Raw genomic sequence first — 18,971 nt, 5'->3', positions numbered from 1 at the left:
GGCGGCCGTCAGGCCGCCCGGTCGTCCGGGACCGGCTCCCGCCCGCGGTCGATCAGGCGGCGGGCCTCGGGCCCCGGGACCGCACGGCTGAACAGGAAGCCCTGGACCTCGTCGTAGCCCTCCGCGCGGAGCATCGCGAGCTGCTCGACGGTCTCCACCCCTTCAGCGGTGGTGGCGATGCCGAGGCTGGCGCCCAGGCTCGCCACCGCCCGCACGATCGCCGTGCAATGGGTGTTCTCGCCGACCTGGCTCACGAAGGAGCGGTCGAGCTTGATCTTGTCGAACGGGAAGCTGCGCAGGTAGCCGAGGCTCGAATAGCCGGTGCCGAAATCGTCCATCGCGATCCGGATGCCCAGGGCCCGCAGCTCATGCAGGGTCGCGAGATTGGCGGCGCTGTCGGCGAGCAGGACCGATTCGGTGATCTCCAGCTCGAGGCGCCGCGGGTCGAGGCCCGAGGTCGCGAGGGCGCCGCGCACGGTCTCGACCAGGCTGCGGTTGCGGAACTGGATCGGGGAGAGGTTCACGGCGAGGCGGATCGCCTCCGGCCAGGTCGCCGCCTCCGCGAAGGCGGTCTGCATCACCCAGGCGCCGATCGGGACGATCAGGCCGGTCTCCTCGGCCAGCGGCACGAACTCGGCCGGCGAAACCGGGCCGTGGTCCGGATGGGACCAGCGCAGCAGCGCCTCGAAGGCCAGGATCCGGTCGGAACGGGCATCCATCAGCGGCTGGTAGACCAGCGAGAACTGGCCGCGGGCGAAGGCCTCGCGCAGCTCGTTCTCGCGCCGCCGCCGCGCCTGCACCCAGGCATCCATCTCCGGCTCGAAGCACCGGAAGGTGCCGCCGCCCTCGGCCTTCGCCCGGTACAGGGCGAGGTCGGCGTTCTTCATCAGGGTTTCGGGATCGGTGCCGTCCCGCGGCAGGCAGGCGACCCCGATGCTGGTGCCGATATGGCAATCCTGGCCGTCCAGGCGGAAGGGCCGGCCGAGTTCGGCGATCACCCGGGCGATCAGCCCGTCGGCCAGGGCCGGGAGATCCATCCCCCCTACCAGGATGGCGAACTCGTCGCCGCCGAGCCGGGCCACGAGGTCGTCCTTGCGCAGGCAGCCGGCGATCCGCTCGGCCGCCTCGCGCAGGAGCGCGTCGCCGACCGGATGGCCCAGCGTGTCGTTGACGATCTTGAACTTGTCGAGGTCGAGGCAGAGCAGCACCGCCGCCTCCCCGTCCCGGGCGTGGCGGGAGATCGCCTCGGCGAGGCGGTCCCGGAACAGCACGCGGTTCGGCAGCCCGGTGAGCGCGTCGTGGTGCGCCATGTGGGCGATGCGGGCCTCGGCCCTCCGGCGTTCCGTCATGTCGATGGCGGCTTCGAGCACGGCCTGCCGCCCCTCGAACGGCATCGCCCGCTGGAACAGGGAGACCTCGATCGCCGAGCCGTCGGCGCGCCGGTGGAGGGCGCCGGTGGGCGGCAGGCCGAGCCCCGGCGCCGCGTCGGGGGGCATGGCGAGATCGGCCGGCGCCCGGCTCAGGAACTGCTCGCGGCTGTAGCCGTAATGGGCGACGGCCGCGTCGTTGACCGCCAGGAAGCGGTCGCGCGCGTCGGCCACGACCCACATCGGGACCGGGTTGTTCTCGAACAGGAGCCGGAACGAGGCCTCCCGGGCCTTGATGTCGCCGACATCCGTCATGGTGACCGAGAGGAGATCGCCGACGCAGCCCGCCTCGACCTTGAGGTAGAGCGTGCCGCCGTCGGACCGGGGGCGGCTCAGCTCGAAGGCGGAGCGCCCGCCCCGCTCGACCATGGCGGCGAGCGTCGCGATCGTCCGCGCGGTGATCGCCCCCGGGAAGAGCTGGCCGATGCGCTGCCATTGCAGGACCGCGGCGGGCCGCTCCAGGAGGCGCTCGGCGCCGCGGTTGAGGGCGACGATCTTGAAATCGATCGGGTGGCCCGCCGCGTCACGGATCGTGCTGAGGGCCAGGATCCCCTGGTCGGTGGCGGTGAACATCGCCTGGACGAGTTCGGTCCGGACGCTCGCCCCGTCGAACCCGATCAGCACGAACGGCTCGCCCCAGCGGTTGTCGAGGGGCACACCGACGAGGCGGGTCGAGGTCACGACGCCGGCATCCAGGCGATCGCACCGGCTGTAGGCGGGCTGGCCGGATCCGAGGGCGGCCGCGACCATCTCGCCGACGGGCTCGCGCAGCTCGATCGGGAGCGCGTCGACCGGGACGGTCTCGCTGGGACAGGGTTCCGCCGACGGACCTTCCGACCCTTGCGCGAGCCAGGCGCCGAATTCCTGGCCCGCCCAGAGGATCCGGGCGGCCTGGCCGTTCCGGGTGGTCACCAGGGCGGCCCGGTCGGCGAGGCGGCCGAGGCTCCCGAGCACGACGGCCTCGTAGGACGGGATCGGCGCCCCCGGCGTCCGGCAATCCTGCCAGCGCCGAAGGATGTTGCGGCCCGTCTGTCCGTCGTCGTCGTGCGCGGTCACCGAGCCGCCCCAGTTGTTCACCGGGGGCCAGGAAGCTGGGACTTCGTTTAAGCCGGGTTCATGAGCCGACTTATAATCCCATGATACGTACTATTCCCCAGTTTGATCTCGATTTTCAGGCCGCCTCGAGCAACCGGCGGGCGATCACCTGGGCCTGGATCTCCGCGGCGCCCTCGAAGATCGAGAGGATGCGGGCGTCGCACAGGATCCGGCTCACCGGGTATTCCAGCGCGAAGCCGTTGCCGCCGTGGATCTGCAGGGCGTTGTCGGCCGCCGCCCAGGCGACGCGGGCGCCCAGCAGCTTCGCCATGCCGGCCTCCAGGTCGCAGCGCTTGCCGGCATCCTTCTCGCGGGCCGAGAAATAGGTGAGCTGGCGGGCGATGTTGATCTCCACCGCCATCATGGCGAGCTTGTCGGCGACCCGCGGGAAGTTGACCAGCGCCTTGCCGAACTGGACCCGCTCCTCGGCGTAGCGCAGGCCGACGTCGAGGGCCGACTGGGCGACGCCGATGGCCCGGGCCGCGGTCTGGATGCGGGCCGATTCGAAGGTCTGCATCAGCTGGGCGAAGCCCTTGCCCTCGACCTCGCCCAGCAGGTTGCCGGCGGGCACCTCGAATCCCTCGAAGGCGAGCTCGTACTCCTTCATGCCCCGGTAGCCGAGCACCTCGATCTCGCCGCCCGACAGGCCCTGGACCGGGAACGGCTCCGCGTCGGTGCCGCGGGGCTTCTCGGCGATCAGCATGGAGAGGCCCTTGTGGCCCTTCTCCTCGGGCTTGGTGCGGACGAGCACCGTCATGATGTCGGCGCGGACCGGGTGGGTGATCCAGGTCTTGTTGCCGGTGATCTTCCAGGTGTCACCGTCCTTCACCGCCCGCGTGCGGAGCGAGGCGAGGTCGGAGCCGGTATTCGGCTCGGTGAAGACGGCCGTGGGCAGGATGTCGCCGCTGGCGATCTTGGGCAGGAAGCGCTGCTTCTGCTCCTCGGTGCCGCCGCACAGGATCAGCTCAGCGGCGATCTCCGAGCGGGTGCCGAGCGAGCCGACGCCGATATAGGCGCGCGACAGCTCCTCCGAGACCACGCACATGGCGGTCTTCGGCAGGCCCATGCCGCCGTATTCCTCCGGGATCGTCAGGCCGAAGACGCCGAGCTCGGCCATCTTGGTGACGATCTCCATCGGGATGTAGGCGTTCTTCAGGTGCCACTCGTGCGCCTGATCGACCACCTCGGCCTTGCCGAAGCGGCGCATCTCGGAGCGGATCGCCTCCATGTCCTCGTCGAGGCCCGAGGCGCCGACCGTGGCCGAGCCGCTGCCGTCGCGCATCCGCGCCACCAGGGCGGCGCGGTTCTCGGGGGTGTTCCCCTCGGCGATCAGGGTCTCGACGGCGTCGGTGCGGTACTGCGCCACCTCCTTGGCGGAGAGGCCGAGCGAGCCGGTGAGGCGGACCATCTCGCCCTGGCTCATCGGGATGCCGGAGAACAGCTGGTCGAGATACTCGCCGGCGCCGATCCGGACGAGGAGCGACTCGGTCTCGCCGAACCGGCCCTCGGCCTGGAGGCGCTCGGCGTAGCCGCCGAGCTCGGCGACCGCCTCCGCGTAGGTCGCGAGCCATGCGAGCCCGTGGGCGGCATGCTGCTCGCCCTCGAGCTTGGCCGCGTCGATACGCCCGTCCGTTCCGAGGATCCGCGTGCGGACCCGGCGGGTCGCCTCCGCGACGAGGGCCTTGACGCTCTCGCCGGCGGCCCTGGCGAGGGTGGCGATATCCTGCGGCTCGGTCTGGATGGCGGGGGATGCGGACATGGTTTCCTGCTCGCGTGGCGTCTTCTTGGATCGGGTCTTTTAACCTGTCGCGGGCCGGAGCCGAAGCAGATTTCGTTTGGCTCGCCTTGAACTCAAGTTGAATGCCGGAGCTCACGGGCCGATGCGCAGCCCATGAAAGTCAAGGCCGGGCCGGTGCGGCGATACGCGTCGGTCCCGACACTGATGATCCGTCCGCCGCCCTGCCGAAAGCTGTTCGCCAGACCGTGCCCGGCTCAGCGCCTCTGCTCGCAGCGCGTCTTCACGTAGGCCCCGTCCTCGCCCTTGAAGCCTGTACTGGCTGCCAGCACCGGGCCCTGAACGAGGCATTCCTGGAGCGTGTGGGCCGGCCCGGTGACCACGTCGAGGGCGGTCTCGCGGGAGCAGTCCGGGGCCTGGACGGAGGCGGCGCAGATGAGCGCGACGACGATGATCTGGTTCATGGGGCCTCCCGTATGGGCCCGACTCTCGAGACGGCGGGCGGCGTCTACCGAAAGATGGGCCGCCGGAACTGGTTCCATCGGCCCGGACGCCCGTCCTCGCGAGCGGAGCATAGCGATGACGGAGCGGGTCACACCAGCGCGGTGAGATCCGCACCCGACTCGATTGCCTCCGGGCTGGGCACGCGTCCCTCGCCCAGCAGGTGCAGGAACGCCGTGAAGGCCGGGTTGCGGCCGATGCTGCAGGCGGCCACGGCCCGGTCTTGGCGGACATAATAGGCGATGAAGTCCAGCGCCGCCGGATCGCCCTGCAGGATGATCCGATCGAAATCCGGCGCGTAGCCGCCGTAATCCAGGCGCTTGTCGCCCTGGTTGCTCCAGAAGAACGGCGCGCCCGCGAAGGCGCCGGTGGCGCCCAGCATCGCCCGGGCGACGTGGGTGCCGTGCTGCTGCGCCAGACGCCAGTGCTCGATCCGGGCGGTGACGCCGCTGCCGCGCTCCGGGAAGGCCGCGATGTCGCCGGCGATCCAGACGTTGTCGGCGAGCTTCAGATCGGCGCCGACCGGGAGGCCGCCGGTCTCGTCCGGCTCCACCCCGGCGACGATCCCGGTCTCCGGCGCGGCGCCGGCGCCGATCAGCACGAGATCGGCCGGCAGCCGCGTGCCGTCCGCGGTCTCGACGGCCTCGACGGAGCCGGTGCCGGCGATCCGCGCGACCTTGCCGGTCACGAAGGTCACGCCGTTGCCGGCGTGGTAGCGCTTCAGCGCCGCGCCCACGGCCTCGCCGAAGCGCTTGGCGAAGGGGATCTCCTCCCGCGCCAGCACCGTCACCGACAGGCCGCGCTTGGTCAGGAAGGCCGCGGCCTCCAGGCCGATGAAACCCGCGCCGATCACCACCACGCGCTTGGCCTGCTCCGCCGCGGCGCTGAGCCGCACCGCATCGTCGAGGCTGCGGAGCGTCATCACGCCGTCGAGATCGCGGCCGTCGAAGTCCGGCACCACCGCACGGCTGCCGGTGGCGATCAGCAGCGCGTCGCCGGTGAGCACCCGGCCGTCCGCCAGGGTGACGCTGAGGCGCGCCGGATCGATCCGGACCGCCTCGGCCTCGATCCGCTCGACCTGGTGGGCGGCGGAGAAATCCGGCTCTAGCAGGGTCTTCTCCGCCGGGGTGGGCTTGGCCAGGAACTGCTTGGACAGCTTGGTCCGGTCGTAGGGCGGGTGCCCCTCGCGGCCGACCATCGTGATCGCGCCCGCAAAACCCTCGCGCCGGAGCGTTGTGATGCAGGCGGCCGCCGCCGCCCCGGTGCCGACGATCAGGACCTGTCCGAGGGGCGTCCGGGCGTGCCGGGCCGGAGCGGGCTCGGGGGTCAGCGTCGCCACCGCCTCGCCGCCCTCGATCCGGACGGGATAGCGGGTGAGCGCGTCCAGCGCCGGCGGCTCCTCCAGGCTGCCGTCGGCGAGGGCGAAGGCCGCCTTGTGCCAGGGGCAGTAGAGCCGGCCGCCGCAGATCTCGCCCTTGGCGAGCGGCGCCCCGAGATGCGGGCACTTGGCCTGGAAGGCGCGCACGCCGTCGGCGTCGCGCACGAACAGCACCGCGTCGTCGCCCGCCTTGCCCTCGGCCTTGCCGCCGAGCGGGATCGCGTCGAGGGCGAGGCGGATCTCGCGGGGCTTGCCCGAATCCAGGTGTTCTTGGTCCATCCTCGCCTCGCCCGGTACCGGCCCGTGCGCACCAAACCGCGAAGCCCCGAAGGGTTTCCGCGCCTTCCGTCGCAGGCCCGGCGCCTCAGCCCCGGCTCGCCACCGCCACGCCGAGGGCGGCGAGCGCCATGCCGGCGCCTTGCAGCGGGGTCAGCACCTCGCCGAACAGCAGGTAGCCGAGCACGGCCGCGACCGGGGGCACCAGGAAGAACAGGGCGGCGACGCCCGCCACCGCCCCCCGCCGGATCAGCACCAGCAGCAGCAGGATCCCCGCGACCGAGTTGACCAGGACCGCCCAGCCGAGGCCGAGCCACAGGGCGGGGGCGGGGTCGAACGCGGTGCTGCCGAAGGCCAGCGCCAGCGGGATGGCGCAGGCCATGCCGCCGACGAACTGGAGGGTCGCGCCGGCCAGCAGATCGACCCGGCCGCCGGTGCGCTTCTGCCAGAGCGTGCCGAGGGTCAGCGCCAGCACCGCCAGGAGGCTGACGGCGAGCGCCAGCGGCGGGATCCCGGACGGGTCCGTGGCCCCGAGCTTCGGGGCGAGCACGAGGCCCGTGCCGACAAAGCCCATCATTATGCCCAGGGCCCGCCGCCCGCTGACGCGCTCGCCCAGCAGCGGCTGCGCCAGGAGTGCGGTGAGCAGCGGCTGGAGGCTGCCGACGAGGGCGGCGATGCCGGCCGGCAGCCCGTGGCTCACCGCCCAGAAGACCCCCGACAGGTAGACCCCCTGCATCAGGAAGCCCGCGATGACGGGGTCGCGCCAGCCCGCCCGGTCCCCGGGCCAGCGCACCCGGGAGGCCGTGGCGATCAGCGCCAGCACCAGGGCGACGGCCGTGAAGCGGATTGCCGTGAAGGCCAGCGGATCCACGTGCGGCACCACCGCCCGGGCGGAGATGAAACCCGTGGCCCAGATCGGGATGAACAGCGCCGGAAGGGCGCCGGCCGCGAGCGGCGACGGGCGTGAGAGCGTAGGCATGCCCGCCGGACGGAGCATGCCGGCGCGCCGGGCGCAACGGTGATCGCGTCCGCCCGCCGGAGCGCGGCCGCCACCGGGGACCGGCGTGGCGCGGACGCGTCACCGGGCGGCGATCGGGACCGGATCCGGCCGGCGGCGTTGACGCGCGGGTGCCGGCACCGTTCATCGGCGGGCCTCTCCCCGGGGAGGATCACGAGATCGAGGATCGTTGGACACCCGTGAAACCTCTCCGCAGCGGATTGCAGATCATGGGCGTCGCCGCGCAGCGCTTCGTCTCCCATGACGGCTGGGCGATCGCGAGCCACATCGCGCTCTCGAGCCTGACCTCGCTGTTCCCGTTCCTGATCCTGCTGGCGGCGCTGGCCGGCCTGTTCGGCACGCAGTCGCTCGCCGACGAGGCCGGGGTGCTGATCTTCGACGCCTGGCCCCGGGAGATCGCCAAGCCGATCGTCGGCGAGGTCCACCGGGTGCTCACCGAGCAGCGCAGCGGCGTGCTGACGCTCGGCGCGCTGTTCGCCCTGTACTTCTCCTCCTCGGGGGTCGAGAGCCTGCGGGTCGGGCTGAACCGGGCCTACGGGCTGCGCGAGAGTCGGCCCTGGTGGCTGACCCGCCTCGAATCGATCGGCTACGTGATCTGCGGGGCGTTCGCGATGCTGGCCTTCGCGCTGCTCGTGGTGCTGGGGCCGCTGATCTGGCGCAACGTCGTCCTGGTGGCGCCGGGGCTGGAGCCCCTGAGCCTCACCGTGGCGATCGGGCGGATCGCCGTGACGGCCCTGCTGCTGACCGTCGTCCTGGTCATCGCCCACAAGTTCGTGGCGGCCGGACGGCGCTCGATCCTGTCGGTGCTGCCGGGGATCGGGGTGACGCTGGTCCTGTGGTTCTTCGCCGGCCTCGGCTTCGGCTACTACCTCGACCGGTTCTCCAACGCCTACGCGTCGACCTATGGGGGTCTGGCTACCGCGATGGTGTTCCTGGTGTTCCTCTACTGGCTCGCCGCCATGTTCCTGTTCGGCGGCGAGATCAACGGCACGGTGATCGCCGCCCGCCGCAGCCGCCTGCAGGCGAAGATGCTGGCCCGCCGGGCCGAGAGGGAGGGACGATGGACCGGATCGAGCACCTGACGATCCGCGCGAACGGCGCCGATCTGCATGTGGCGCGCTGCGGCACGGGCACGCCGCTGCTGCTGCTCCACGGCTGGCCGGAATTCTGGCTGACCTGGGAGCCCGTGATGGCGCGCCTGGCCGCCCGCCACACCCTGATCGCCCCGGATCTGCGCGGCTTCGGCGACAGCGACAAGCCCGCGGGCGCCTTCGGCCCGCCGGAGCAGGCCGCCGACATGGTGGCGCTCCTCGACGCCCTCGGGATCGACCGCGCCGGCATCGTCGGCCACGATGTCGGCGGAGCGGTGATCCAGGCCCTCGCCCGGTCTCACCCGGAGCGGTGCGCCGGCCTGTTCCTGTTCGACTTCGTCTATCCGGGGATCGGCCCCCGGCTCGGGGCGCCGGACCGCCTCACCGAGATCTGGTACCAGTCTTTCAACCAGATGGACCTGGCGGTGACGCTGGTGGGCGCCAGCCGGGAGAGCTGCGCCGCCTATATCGGCCACTTCCTGCGCCACTGGTCGCACCGGACGGGAGCGTTCGACCCGGTGCTGGACGCCTTCGTGGACAATTTCCTGAAGCCCGGAAACCTCGCGGGCGGCTTCGCGCATTACCGGGCCGCCCATGCCGGGCGGATCGCGATGCTCAAGGGCGAGGCCCCGGCCCTGCCGCCGATCGGCGTGCCGACCTGCGTGCGCTGGGCCGAGCACGACCCGATCTTTCCCTTCGCCTGGACCGACCGCCTGGGCGAGACCTTCTCGGATCTCGATCTGGCGCTGTTCCCGGGGGTGGGGCACTTCCCCCACCGGGAGGATCCCGACCGGGCCGCCGCGGAGATCGCGGGGTTCTTCGCGCGGATCGGGTGGGCGTGAGGGCGTCCCCTCCCCGCACGGGGAGGCGGACGGCGTGCGCGCAGCGGCGCCCGGGCAGCCTCACGCGGCCAGCGCCAGCCCCTCGTCGTCCTCCGCCTCCGCCGCCATGAACTGGGCCCGGGCGAGCTCGGCGAAGCGCCCATTCTGCCCCACCAGCTGGTCGAAGGTGCCGGCCTCGACGATCCGGCCCTCGTGGAACACCAGGATGCGGTCGGCGTCGCGGATCGTCGCGAGGCGGTGGGCGATCACGAAGGTGGTGCGGCCCTCCATCACGGTCTCCAGCGCGCCCTGGAGCTTGCGCTCGGTGGCCGCGTCCAGCGCCGAGGTCGCCTCGTCGAGGATCAGGATCGGCGGGTTCTTCAGGAGCGCCCGGGCGATCGAGAGCCGCTGGCGCTCGCCGCCCGAGAGCGACCGGCCGCGCTCGCCGATCACCGTGTCGAGCCCGGCGGGCTGGCGCGCCATGAAGGCGCTGGCCTGGGCGCGCTCCAGGGCGTCGAGCATCTCGTCATCCGTGGCGTCGGGGCAGCCGACCTGCAGGTTCTCGCGGATCGAGCGGGCGAACAGCATCGGCTCCTGGAACACCACGCCGATGTTGTGGCGGAGGGACGACAGGCCGACGTCGCGGATGTCCATCCCGTCGATGCGGATCGCGCCGGCGGCCGGGTCGAAGCTGCGGTGCAGGAGGCCGAGCGTCGTCGACTTGCCCGATCCGGTGGTGCCCACCAGCGCGATCGTCTCGCCGGGCTTCGCCGAGAACGAGACGCCGTCGAGCGCCTGACGCCGGCCATCGTACGAGAAGGCGACGTCCTCGAAGGTGACCTCGCCGGCAAAGCGCGCCACCTGCCGGGCCTGCGGCCGGTCGGCCACCGCCGGGACGGTGTCGTAGATCTCGAAGAACTCGGCGATCTTGGGCGCCTGCTGGAACAGGCCGTTGACGAAGCCCACCACGTGGTCGAGGCGCGCCACGAAGGCGGTGGCGAGGCTCATGAAGGCCACGACCTCGCCCACCGTGGTGGTGCCGGCCTGATAGAGCCAGATGCCGGTGACGAAGATCGCCGTCATGGTGATGGTCGCCGAGGCGCGGGTCGCCACGTTGGCGAGCGCCCACCAGGACAGGACCGGGATCTGCGCGGCGAGCAGGTTGGTGATGATGCCGCGCATCGCGTCCTTCTCGGCCTTGGCGCGGGTGAAGGACTGGATCACCGCGACGTTGCCGAGCGCGTCCGAGGCGTGGGCGGCCAGACCCGAGTTGAACTCCTCGACCTGCCCCTGGAGCGCCTCGGTCCGGCGCATCACGAAGGTGGTGAGCGCCGTGAAGGCCAGCACCAGCACCACCAGGATCGAGCCGAGCTGCCAGTTGATCAGGAGGGTCATCGGCAGGAGCACGCCGAGCGAGACCAGGGCGACGAGGTGGTCGCGGAAGAAGCCGAGCCACAGCCACGCCATGCCGTTGGTGCCCTCCAGCATCGCCTTGAGCACCCGGCCGGAATGGTTGGCCGAGTGGAAGGCGAGCGGCAGGTCGAGGACGTGCTCGAAGTAGCTCGCCATCGACGACAGCCGGTTGCGGTGGGCGAGCCGGTCGGCGTGGAGCGCGATGAACACGCCCGCCGCGATGGTGAAGAAGCCGAACGCCACCCAGGCGGCGAGCAGCGGCAGCATGGTGCCCATGGCGTCGCCGCCGCGCTTGAGATGGGTCAGCTGGTCGATGATCCGGCCCATCAGCAGGGGCTCGGCGAAGGCCGCGATCGCCAGGACGACGTTGGTTACGGCCAAGCCTATGGCCAGCCGACGCTCCGCCTTCAGGAAACCCAGGACCCGCCCGTACAGACGAACCATCGTACCGCTCCGCCACCCCTGGCGCGGCCCGTGTGACCCGGGTCTCACGCCGTCTCTGACGGGTTCGCACGGCCGGCTTCAGCGCCGAATCCGGGTCAAACCCCTCTTGGGAAACGGGTATGCCAGCGCCCGCCTGAACGGGCGATGACGGACTGATACAGGTTCGAAACAGTCGCCTTTACGGTCCGTTCAGCCCGATGCCCTAGGATCGGCACGGGCCGCCTGCGTCGCGGATGCGAGCGCGGTGCAGCTCTGTCCGGAAAGCCCGTCGGGTCATCGTCCCATGGATCTCGCAACCGGTGTCGGACTGCTGGGCGGCGTCGGCGTGGTGTTCACGCTGATCATGATCGATGGCGGCAACTTCGCCGCCTATTTCGACAAGCATGCGGTCATCGTCATCTTCGGCGGATCGGTCATGGCGACGATCATCCGCTTCCCCTTCGCCACCATCGCCCACGGCCTGCCGATGGGCCTGCGCTACGCCTTCACCATGCGCGCGGTGAGGCCGCACGACCTCATCGAGGAGATCACCACGATCGCCGAGGTGGTCCGCAAGAGCGGGCCCATGGCCCTGGAGAACGTAGAGATCTCCGACCCCTTCCTGGCGCAGGGGGCCCGCTACGTCGCCGACGGCTACGACCGCGAGTTCATCCGCGACACGATGGAGCGCGACCGCGACAACTTCCTCATGCACCTCGACGAAGGCTCGAAGATCTACCGCGCCTTCGGCGACTGCGCCCCGGCCTGGGGCATGATCGGCACGATCCTCGGCATGGTGACGATGTTCGCCAACATGTCCGATCCCTCGAAGCTCGGCCCCGCCATGGCGACCGCGCTTCTGGCCACGCTCTACGGCGCGCTCATCGCCAACCTCGTGGCCCTGCCGATCGCCGACAAGCTGCACGTGAAGCTGGAAGAGGAGGACGTCTCCCGCTCGCTCATCATCGACGGCATCCTGATGATCCGCGACCAGAGGAGCCCGACCCTCGTCCGCGAGATGCTCGTCGCCTACCTGCCGCACCACCACCGTGGGTCGTTCGAGGAGGCGGCCGCGTGACCGCCCGGACAGCCCCGGCGGAGCGCCCGCGGATGGCATGACATGGCCAGGAAGAAGCGCGGCGGCGCGCATGGCGGCCACGGCTGGTTCGTCACCTTCGCCGACCTGATGGCGCTGCTGATGAGCTTCTTCGTGATGATCGCCGCGTATTCGACGCAGGACCAGAAGAAGATGCAGATGGTGGCGGGCTCCATGCGCGACGCCTTCGGCGTGAACACGGAGTCCAAGTTCGCCGGCATCATCGAGACCGACGGCCTGCCGGCCGCCGACCACGTGAAGCACCTGCGCGATATCCCTCCCGAGCAGGCCACCGACCGGACCACGCCGCCGCGGCTCGACAGGAGCAGCGAATTCGGCCTGACCGACACCGGCGAGCCGGAGAATTTCGGCCTCGCGGCCGCCTCCCTGCGGCAGGCCCTGCAGAGCCTGCCGGACTTCGCCGAAGTGTCGAAGAACGTCGTGATCGCCCGGACCGAGCAGGGGCTCGACGTGTCGATCGTCGACCAGGACGGGCGCTCGATGTTCCCGGAAGGCTCGACCCGGCCCAACGACCGCACCCTTCGCCTGCTGGAGAAGCTCGGCCCGGCCCTGCGCCAGATGCCGAACCGGATCGCCGTCACGGGCCACACCGCCACGGACCGCCCCGGCCGGCGTCCCGCCGCGCCCCCGTGGGACTTGTCGGCGGGCCGCGCGGTCAGCGTCCGGGAGATCCTGGCCGGCGCCGGCGTTCCGGACGACCGGTTCGCCACGGTCGCCGGCAAGGCCGACACCGAGCCGATGTTCCCCGACAACCCCTACATGCCCGCCAACCGGCGCGTGACGGTGACGCTGCTCAAGGAGGCCCCGCCGGTCCCGAACGTGAAGGGATTGCCGTGAGGACGCCGCGGCGTCGGGCCCGCCGGTCAACCGCTTCTATCGGGCGGTGAGCAGCGCCCAGTAGACCTTGTACTTCGAGCCCGGGGCGTAGGCGGTGGCGATTCCCATCCGGGTCGCTTCGGGCGCCAGCATGGTGGCGTCGTGGGGCGGACTCTCGCGCCAGCCGGAGAAGGCTTCGGCCAGGGTGTGGTAGCCGGCCGAGAGGTTGGCGTTCACGTTGGCGTAGCCGAGCCGTTCCACGGCGGCCTTGACGGTCTGCGCCCGGCTCGGCCGGTCGGCCAGGGCCATCGCGGCCGCCTCGGCCTCGGCCAGGCGCTGCAATTCGGGATCGACCGTCAGGGGCGGCGCGCCGCGGTTGCGGCGGTAGGACGAGATCATGTCGCGGGCCGCCGCGACGTCGATCTGTGCGCTGTTGCTGGCGAGGGGCAGGTAGATGCTCGGCAACGCCGCGGTGCTCGGCGCCTGGGTGGCGCAGCCGCCGAGCAGGGCTGCCGCGGTCAGCGCCGCCGAGCCCGTCGCGCGACCCAGCATCCTGCCCGTGATCCGGCCGAGCCCGCGCCCCGCATGCCGACCGTCCCGATCGCGTCTCGTCACGACTTACCCATCCCTGCGACGGTCGAGCCGCCCCGGCGGCATATAGGCGCTGCCGGGCCGTCGCGCATCGGACGATTAGGGCTTCCTCAAAGACCTGTCGTCTAAACGTGCACCGACCTCACGACCGAGCGTTCCCTGACCATGCTGGAGACGCCCCGCGATCGCGCCGTCGATGGGCCTGCCGGCCCGTCGGCCCAGGCCGAATCGGCCACCGATCCCGACGCCGCGGCGACGCTCGCGTTGCAGCAGGCGATCATCCGTGCGCAGGCCGGCCTGCTGGCGCGTCAGGAGCATGCCCTGGCCGCCGCCGGGACATGGCTGTGGTCGTGCCGCCTGGATGACGGCGCCCTCGATTGGTCCGGGGGAGTCCACGATCTGTTCGGCATCCCCCGGGGCGCGGCGCTGCACCGCCCGCGGATCCTGGAATTCTACGAGCCGGCCTCGCGGCGGCTGCTGGAGTCGATCCGCCGCCGGGCCATCGCCGGGCACGCGAGCTTCCGGCTCGATGCCGAGATCCGCACCGCCTGCGGCCGGCCGCGTTGGATCCGCATCCGCGCGGCGGTCGAGACCGAGGGCGGACGGCCAGCCCGGCTCTTCGGAACCAAGCAGGACGTCACCGAGGAGATCGCCCGGCTGGCCGAGCTGAGCCGGCGCGCCGACCGCGACCCTCTCACCGGACTGGCGAACCGCCACGCCTTCGAGGCGCAGTTCGACGCCGGATCGTCCGGCGCCGGACCGGATCCCCTCGGTGCCCTGATCCTCATCGACCTCGACGGGTTCAAGCCGGTCAACGACCTCCATGGCCATATCGCCGGTGACCAGTGCATCCGGCGCTCCGCCGCGCGGCTCGCGGCCATCTGCCGGGACGCGGCCCTCGTGGCGCGCATCGGCGGCGACGAATTCGCCGTGCTCCTGCGGGCGCCCGTGGATCTCCGCGCGCTGGCGGAGTGCGGCCGGCGCATCGTCGCCGCCCTGAGCCGGCCGATTCCGTATCGCGGACAGATGGTGCGGATCGGCGCCTCCGTGGGCATCGCCCTGGAGGTCAAGACCGGCATCGCGACGGGCGGCAGCCGGACCCGGCTGTTCGAGCGGGCGGATGCGGCGCTCTACGCCGCCAAGGATGCGGGCGGGAACGCCGTCCGCATCGCCGTCGGGAGCGGCTAGTCAGCCGCCTGCGCTCCGCAGGCTGCGGTCGCGCGGAACCCGGGCCGAGTCGCCCCCCTCCGGGACATCCGTCGGCTGGATGAAGCGGCTGGCGATCTCGCCCATGGCGCTCTGCATCGTGTCGAGGCCCTGCACGGTGACGATGCTGGAGCCGGGCCCGAGCGGCGGGATGAAGCCCGCCTCCGAGAGGGTCGAGAACACGGAGAAGTTCAGGTCGGTCACCACCTTCTGGCCGAGGCTCACGTCCACGATCCAGACGAGCAGCTCGAATTCCAGGAAGGGATCGCCGATCTTCTTGAACACCACCCGGGGCGCGGGCTCCTTCAGGACGTCGGAATGGCCCTGCGCGCAGGCCGCGATCATCTCGGCCGCACGGACCGGGTCCTGGTTGCGCAGGACGCTGACCGTGATGCTGACGCGACCCGTCCGGTCGCCCCGCACCCGGTTCTTCACCACCCCGGAGATCAGGTTCGAGTTCGGCACGATCACGGCCGAGCGGTCGAAGGTCTGGATCTCGGTGGAGCGGACCGAGATCCGCTTCACGATGCCCTCCTGATCGCCGATCACCACCTGGTCGCCGACCCGGATCGGGCGCTCCCATAGGAGCAGCAGCCCGGAGACGAAGTTGTTGACGATCGACTGCAGGCCGAAGCCGATACCCACCGACAGGGCGCCGGCCACGATGGTGAGCTTCTCCAGGCTCAGGCCCAGATACGAGAAGGCGAGCGCCAGCGCGATCAGGAAGCCGCAATAGCCCGCCACCGTGGTGATCGAGTTGCGCAGGCCCGCATCGAGGTCCGTGGCCGGCAGGTAGGTGTTCTCCAGCCAGCGCTGCACGCCGCGGGTGATGAACACGCCGACCACCAGGATGCCGATCCCGAAGGCGATGCTGGAGAGCGAGATCGTGACGTCGCCGACCTTGAAGCCGAAGAAAGCCTGCCGGACCGAGGAGACGATGTCGGTGGAATCCAGGCCCCAGGGCGCCAGCACGAGGATCGCGGCCGCGAGGAACAGGACGAGCCGGGCGGCGCCGGTCGCCAGGACAGAGATCTGGTTCAGCGAGCGCTTGCGCAGGCCCGTATTGGCCTGGAGCGTGGTGGCGAGCCGGGTCTCGTCGCTGAGCGCGCGGCCGACGAAGATGTCGACGCTCTGGACCAGCAGGTAAAGCAGGACCAGGACGCTGGCGTCCCAGATCAGCTGGTCGATCAGGAACGCCGCGAAGGCGACGTAGCCGACCAGCGCGCCGAGCCCGATCAGCGCCACCGCGGCCCAGCCGAGCAGCCGCGCCGGCCCGCCGATGCCCGTGGTGGTCTTGGTCGGCACGTAGGGGCCGAAGCAGGCTTCCTCCTCCTGCTCGGTATCGGCGAAGCGGTGGAGGCCGACAGCCAGGATCAGGGCCGTGGCGACCGCCCCGATGCCCCGCGTGGCGATGGAGATCGGCAGGGCCGCCGAGATCCCGGAATTCAGGGCCTCCACGGACTTCACCACGGTGATCACCGTGGCGATGCCGACCGCGAGCCGGGTCAGGCGCGTGGCCGCCGCATCGCTCACCGGGGCCGGCCGCCACGCCGGCTTCTCGGGGCTGAGCAGCCCGTCGCAGAGGGCCTCCACGAAGGCGATGAAGGCGAGCCCCCCGAGGATCGCGGCGGCCACCGGCAGGAGCCGGGACGGCAGCAGGTTGGTGGCGTCCAGCGCGTAGTAGACCGCGTAGGACCCGGCCACCGCCGGCACCGTGCCGAGCAGGATCACCCGCCAGGCGGCGAGCATCACGGCGCGCCGCGACGGATCGGTCCGGGCGGCGTCCCGGCGGGCGCCCTTGGGGGCGATGTTGCGCCGGCCGAAATACAGCGCCACCGAGATCCCGAAGGCGAGCCCCAGGAACAGCAGGTTGGTGAGGCTGCCGTTGCGCGAGAACAGCAGCCCGATATCCGACACGGCGCTCTGCAGGGCGCGCGTGTCCCGGGGCACGTCGCCCATCACCTTGGTCCAGAGGCCGGGGCCGACCAGGGGCTGGGAGCGCTGGAGCAGGTCGCGGGTGAAGGATTCGCGGCGGCGGTTCGAGACCCGGTCGACGATCTGATCGCCCTGCACCACCAGGGCGCGGGCGAGGCGCTGGGTCTCGTCGATGCGGGTGACGGCGGCCTCGCGCTCGCCGCGCTCGGCGGCGACATCGGCGCTCTCCTGGGTGTCCTTCGGCTTCGGACCGAGCTGGGCGAGGCGCTCGCGCGCGGCCTCCAGCGGCGCGTCGAGCCGGGTGACCAGGGTGCGGATCTCGTCGGTGACCGTGACGGCGCTGTCGCGGATGGCCGTGAGGTCGGCCACCGTCAGGTCCGTATGCCCGAGCTGCTTCTCGCGGGCGTCGAGCTCGGCCTTGGCGGCGTCGAGCTTGGCCCGGACCTTCTTGAACTGCTCGGGGACCTCGGCCTTGGCGGCCGGCGGGGCTGCGGGCTTCGCGTCGGACGGCTTCGCGCCGGTCGCCTGCGCGTCGGGCGCCTTCGTGTCCGGCGCCTTCGTGTCCGGCGCCTTGCCGTCCGCGGGCTTGGCCTCGGGCGCGGGCTTGTGATCCGCGGGCTTGGCGGCGGGCGCCGGATCCTGGGCGAAGGCCGGCAGGGTCAGGGCCGCCGGGGTTGCGAACACCAGCGCGGCGAACAGAACGAGCAGGCGGGACAGGCGCGACGCGCCCTCCGGCTTCAGGATCCGCGCTGGGATATGATGCATGAGCAACCTCTCGTCGGGCGCACGGCGGCCGGCCGGGGTCCGGCATCGGCGAATCGGCGGCGATCGGGGACCGGGCGGGCCTCCTGGCGGCCGGGCGCTCTGGGCGAGCAATAGGGCGAAAGCGTGCCCCTGCCCACCCCGGGGCCGGATCCGGCCCCGGACGGCCGCTGTGGGTGCGTCCCCGCGGCCCATCCGGAAAAGCTTCACAAGGGTGTCACGCTGGGATTAGATGAACACCTGATGGACAGGGCCTTTTCGTCGCTACGCGAAAGGGCGCGGCCGGTGGCGATGCCGGCCCGGCCCGGCCGCGTTCCGGATGCTACCGCATCGACCGGCGCCCCCGCGCGCCGGCCCGCCGCCCTGTTGTTCCCTCCGCCTCTCCCGTCAAGCCGTCGCTCCGCGCGCCGGCTCGTCCTGCATCGGCCGCGGGCCGGTTCGGACGGGCCGGCGGGGCGGCGGCCTGGTCCCGCGCGTTCTCCGCGCCAGAGCTAGTCCGAAGAGTCGCGCCGATGATGGATCTCCAAACCCTCGTCCTCAACGCGGATTATCGGCCGCTCTCGTACAATCCGCTCTCCCTCTGGTCGTGGAAGGACGCCTTCACGGCCCTGTTCCTCGACCGCGTCACCCTGGTGGCGAGCTACGACGTCGAGGCACGGTCGCCCTCGCGCTCCCTGCGGGTCCCGAGCGTGGTGGCGCTGAAGAACTACGTGGCGCTGGCCCGCAGCCCGGCCTTCACCCGCTACAACATCTACCTGCGCGACGGGTTCAGCTGCCAGTATTGCGGCCTGCGGCTGCCCTCGGGGGGCCTGACCTTCGACCACGTGGTGCCGCGCTCCCGGGGCGGGCTGTCGAGCTGGGAGAACGTCGTGGCGGCCTGCTCGCCCTGCAACCTGCGGAAGGCCAACCGCACGCCGGCCGAGGCGGACATGCCGCTGATGACCGAGCCGCGCCGGCCGACGCGCTACGAGCTGCACCACCGGCAGCCCGAGTTCGACCACCGCCAGTACCATCACACCTGGCTCGATTACCTGTACTGGGACAGCGAGCTGGAGAACTGAGCGCGGCCCGCGGCCCTTACCAGACGGGCTCGCGGCGGGGCGGCTCGTTGTACATCGGGACGTTGGGGTTGCGCGGCAGGTAGTCCCGGATACGGGAAACGTCGAGGGGCGGACCGATGATCTCTATCCGATGGCGAGGCCGGTATCCTGCCCGATATCCAAGCGCCGCGGGCGCGGCGTCCGCTCTCAGGTGACCGGGGCGGGGACGCGCGACGGCGGGATCAGCCGCGGAGGCGGATCCCAGGGAAAGCAACAATGCCAGACCCGCTGAGAAGCTGGTCGCGCAGCGCCCACCAGCCATGGCA

Annotated in this window: 14 protein-coding genes; 6 read left to right on the top strand and 8 right to left on the bottom strand. The window is 71.5% G+C overall.

Annotation, left to right across the window (positions count from 1 at the left end; all coding sequences use genetic code 11):
- Positions 1-8: 8 nt before the first annotated feature.
- The 5 genes from P9K36_RS25235 to P9K36_RS25215 all read right to left on the bottom strand — a co-directional run bounded on the left by P9K36_RS25235 (position 9) and on the right by P9K36_RS25215 (position 7,409).
- Complete coding sequence (locus P9K36_RS25235) at positions 9-2,504, bottom strand: EAL domain-containing protein (RefSeq protein ID WP_078947376.1); 2,496 nt, start codon at positions 2,502-2,504, stop codon at positions 9-11.
- A gap of 94 nt (positions 2,505-2,598) precedes the next feature.
- Positions 2,599-4,281, bottom strand: a complete 1,683-nt coding sequence (locus P9K36_RS25230) for an acyl-CoA dehydrogenase family protein (RefSeq protein ID WP_075381037.1) — start codon at positions 4,279-4,281, stop codon at positions 2,599-2,601.
- Positions 4,282-4,514: 233 nt separating this feature from the next.
- The gene (locus tag P9K36_RS25225) at positions 4,515-4,721 is read right to left on the bottom strand and encodes a hypothetical protein (RefSeq protein ID WP_043357188.1); all 207 of its coding nucleotides are present in this window, start codon (positions 4,719-4,721) and stop codon (positions 4,515-4,517) included.
- 128 nt (positions 4,722-4,849) lie between these two features.
- Positions 4,850-6,415, bottom strand: coding sequence for an FAD-dependent oxidoreductase (locus tag P9K36_RS25220; protein WP_278306199.1), 1,566 nt, complete (start codon positions 6,413-6,415; stop codon positions 4,850-4,852).
- Between the two features lie 85 nt (positions 6,416-6,500).
- Positions 6,501-7,409, bottom strand: coding sequence for a DMT family transporter (locus tag P9K36_RS25215; RefSeq protein WP_278306198.1), 909 nt, complete (start codon positions 7,407-7,409; stop codon positions 6,501-6,503).
- A 230-nt stretch (positions 7,410-7,639) separates the two neighbouring features.
- On the opposite strand from P9K36_RS25215, the gene P9K36_RS25210 reads away from it, so the two are divergent.
- Both P9K36_RS25210 and P9K36_RS25205 read left to right on the top strand, forming a co-directional pair.
- Positions 7,640-8,512, top strand: coding sequence for a YihY/virulence factor BrkB family protein (locus P9K36_RS25210; RefSeq protein WP_043384854.1), 873 nt, complete (start codon positions 7,640-7,642; stop codon positions 8,510-8,512).
- Positions 8,491-9,363 carry an alpha/beta hydrolase gene (locus P9K36_RS25205; protein ID WP_043351465.1) on the top strand — a complete coding sequence of 291 codons (873 nt, stop codon included), beginning with the start codon at positions 8,491-8,493 and terminating at the stop codon, positions 9,361-9,363. Before P9K36_RS25210 ends, P9K36_RS25205 begins: the two co-directional genes overlap by 22 nt.
- A 60-nt stretch (positions 9,364-9,423) precedes the next feature.
- On the opposite strand, the gene P9K36_RS25200 is transcribed toward P9K36_RS25205, so the two are convergent.
- Positions 9,424-11,199: a glucan ABC transporter ATP-binding protein/ permease gene (locus P9K36_RS25200; protein ID WP_278306197.1), complete on the bottom strand. Its 1,776-nt coding sequence runs from the start codon at positions 11,197-11,199 to the stop codon at positions 9,424-9,426.
- 283 nt (positions 11,200-11,482) lie between these two features.
- On the opposite strand from P9K36_RS25200, the gene P9K36_RS25195 reads away from it, so the two are divergent.
- Together P9K36_RS25195 and P9K36_RS25190 are read left to right on the top strand one after the other, a co-directional pair.
- Entirely contained in the window at positions 11,483-12,256 is a 774-nt protein-coding gene (locus tag P9K36_RS25195) for a MotA/TolQ/ExbB proton channel family protein (RefSeq protein ID WP_043384792.1), read from the top strand.
- A 42-nt stretch (positions 12,257-12,298) separates the two neighbouring features.
- Positions 12,299-13,132, top strand: a complete 834-nt coding sequence (locus P9K36_RS25190; protein ID WP_278306196.1) for a flagellar motor protein MotB — start codon at positions 12,299-12,301, stop codon at positions 13,130-13,132.
- A gap of 36 nt (positions 13,133-13,168) precedes the next feature.
- On the opposite strand, the gene P9K36_RS25185 is transcribed toward P9K36_RS25190, so the two are convergent.
- The gene (locus tag P9K36_RS25185; protein ID WP_043384797.1) at positions 13,169-13,663 is read right to left on the bottom strand and encodes a CAP domain-containing protein; all 495 of its coding nucleotides are present in this window, start codon (positions 13,661-13,663) and stop codon (positions 13,169-13,171) included.
- A 204-nt stretch (positions 13,664-13,867) separates the two neighbouring features.
- Here P9K36_RS25185 and P9K36_RS25180 point away from each other — a divergent pair, with 204 nt between their 5' ends.
- Positions 13,868-14,890 carry a diguanylate cyclase gene (locus P9K36_RS25180; RefSeq protein WP_043384800.1) on the top strand — a complete coding sequence of 341 codons (1,023 nt, stop codon included), beginning with the start codon at positions 13,868-13,870 and terminating at the stop codon, positions 14,888-14,890.
- Here the strand turns inward: P9K36_RS25180 and P9K36_RS25175 are convergent, their stop codons facing one another.
- Complete coding sequence (locus P9K36_RS25175; RefSeq protein ID WP_278306195.1) at positions 14,891-17,608, bottom strand: DUF3772 domain-containing protein; 2,718 nt, start codon at positions 17,606-17,608, stop codon at positions 14,891-14,893.
- Positions 17,609-18,117: 509 nt separating this feature from the next.
- On the opposite strand from P9K36_RS25175, the gene P9K36_RS25170 reads away from it, so the two are divergent.
- Complete coding sequence (locus P9K36_RS25170; protein WP_043346385.1) at positions 18,118-18,666, top strand: HNH endonuclease; 549 nt, start codon at positions 18,118-18,120, stop codon at positions 18,664-18,666.
- The last annotated feature ends 305 nt before the right edge of the window (positions 18,667-18,971 follow it).

It is taken from the genome of Methylobacterium sp. 391_Methyba4, from assembly GCF_029691625.1.
GTDB classification, from domain to species: domain Bacteria; phylum Pseudomonadota; class Alphaproteobacteria; order Rhizobiales; family Beijerinckiaceae; genus Methylobacterium; species Methylobacterium fujisawaense.
The sequence above is the reverse complement of the archived record's forward strand: the minus strand, read 5'-3'. Positions and strand labels throughout refer to the sequence as shown.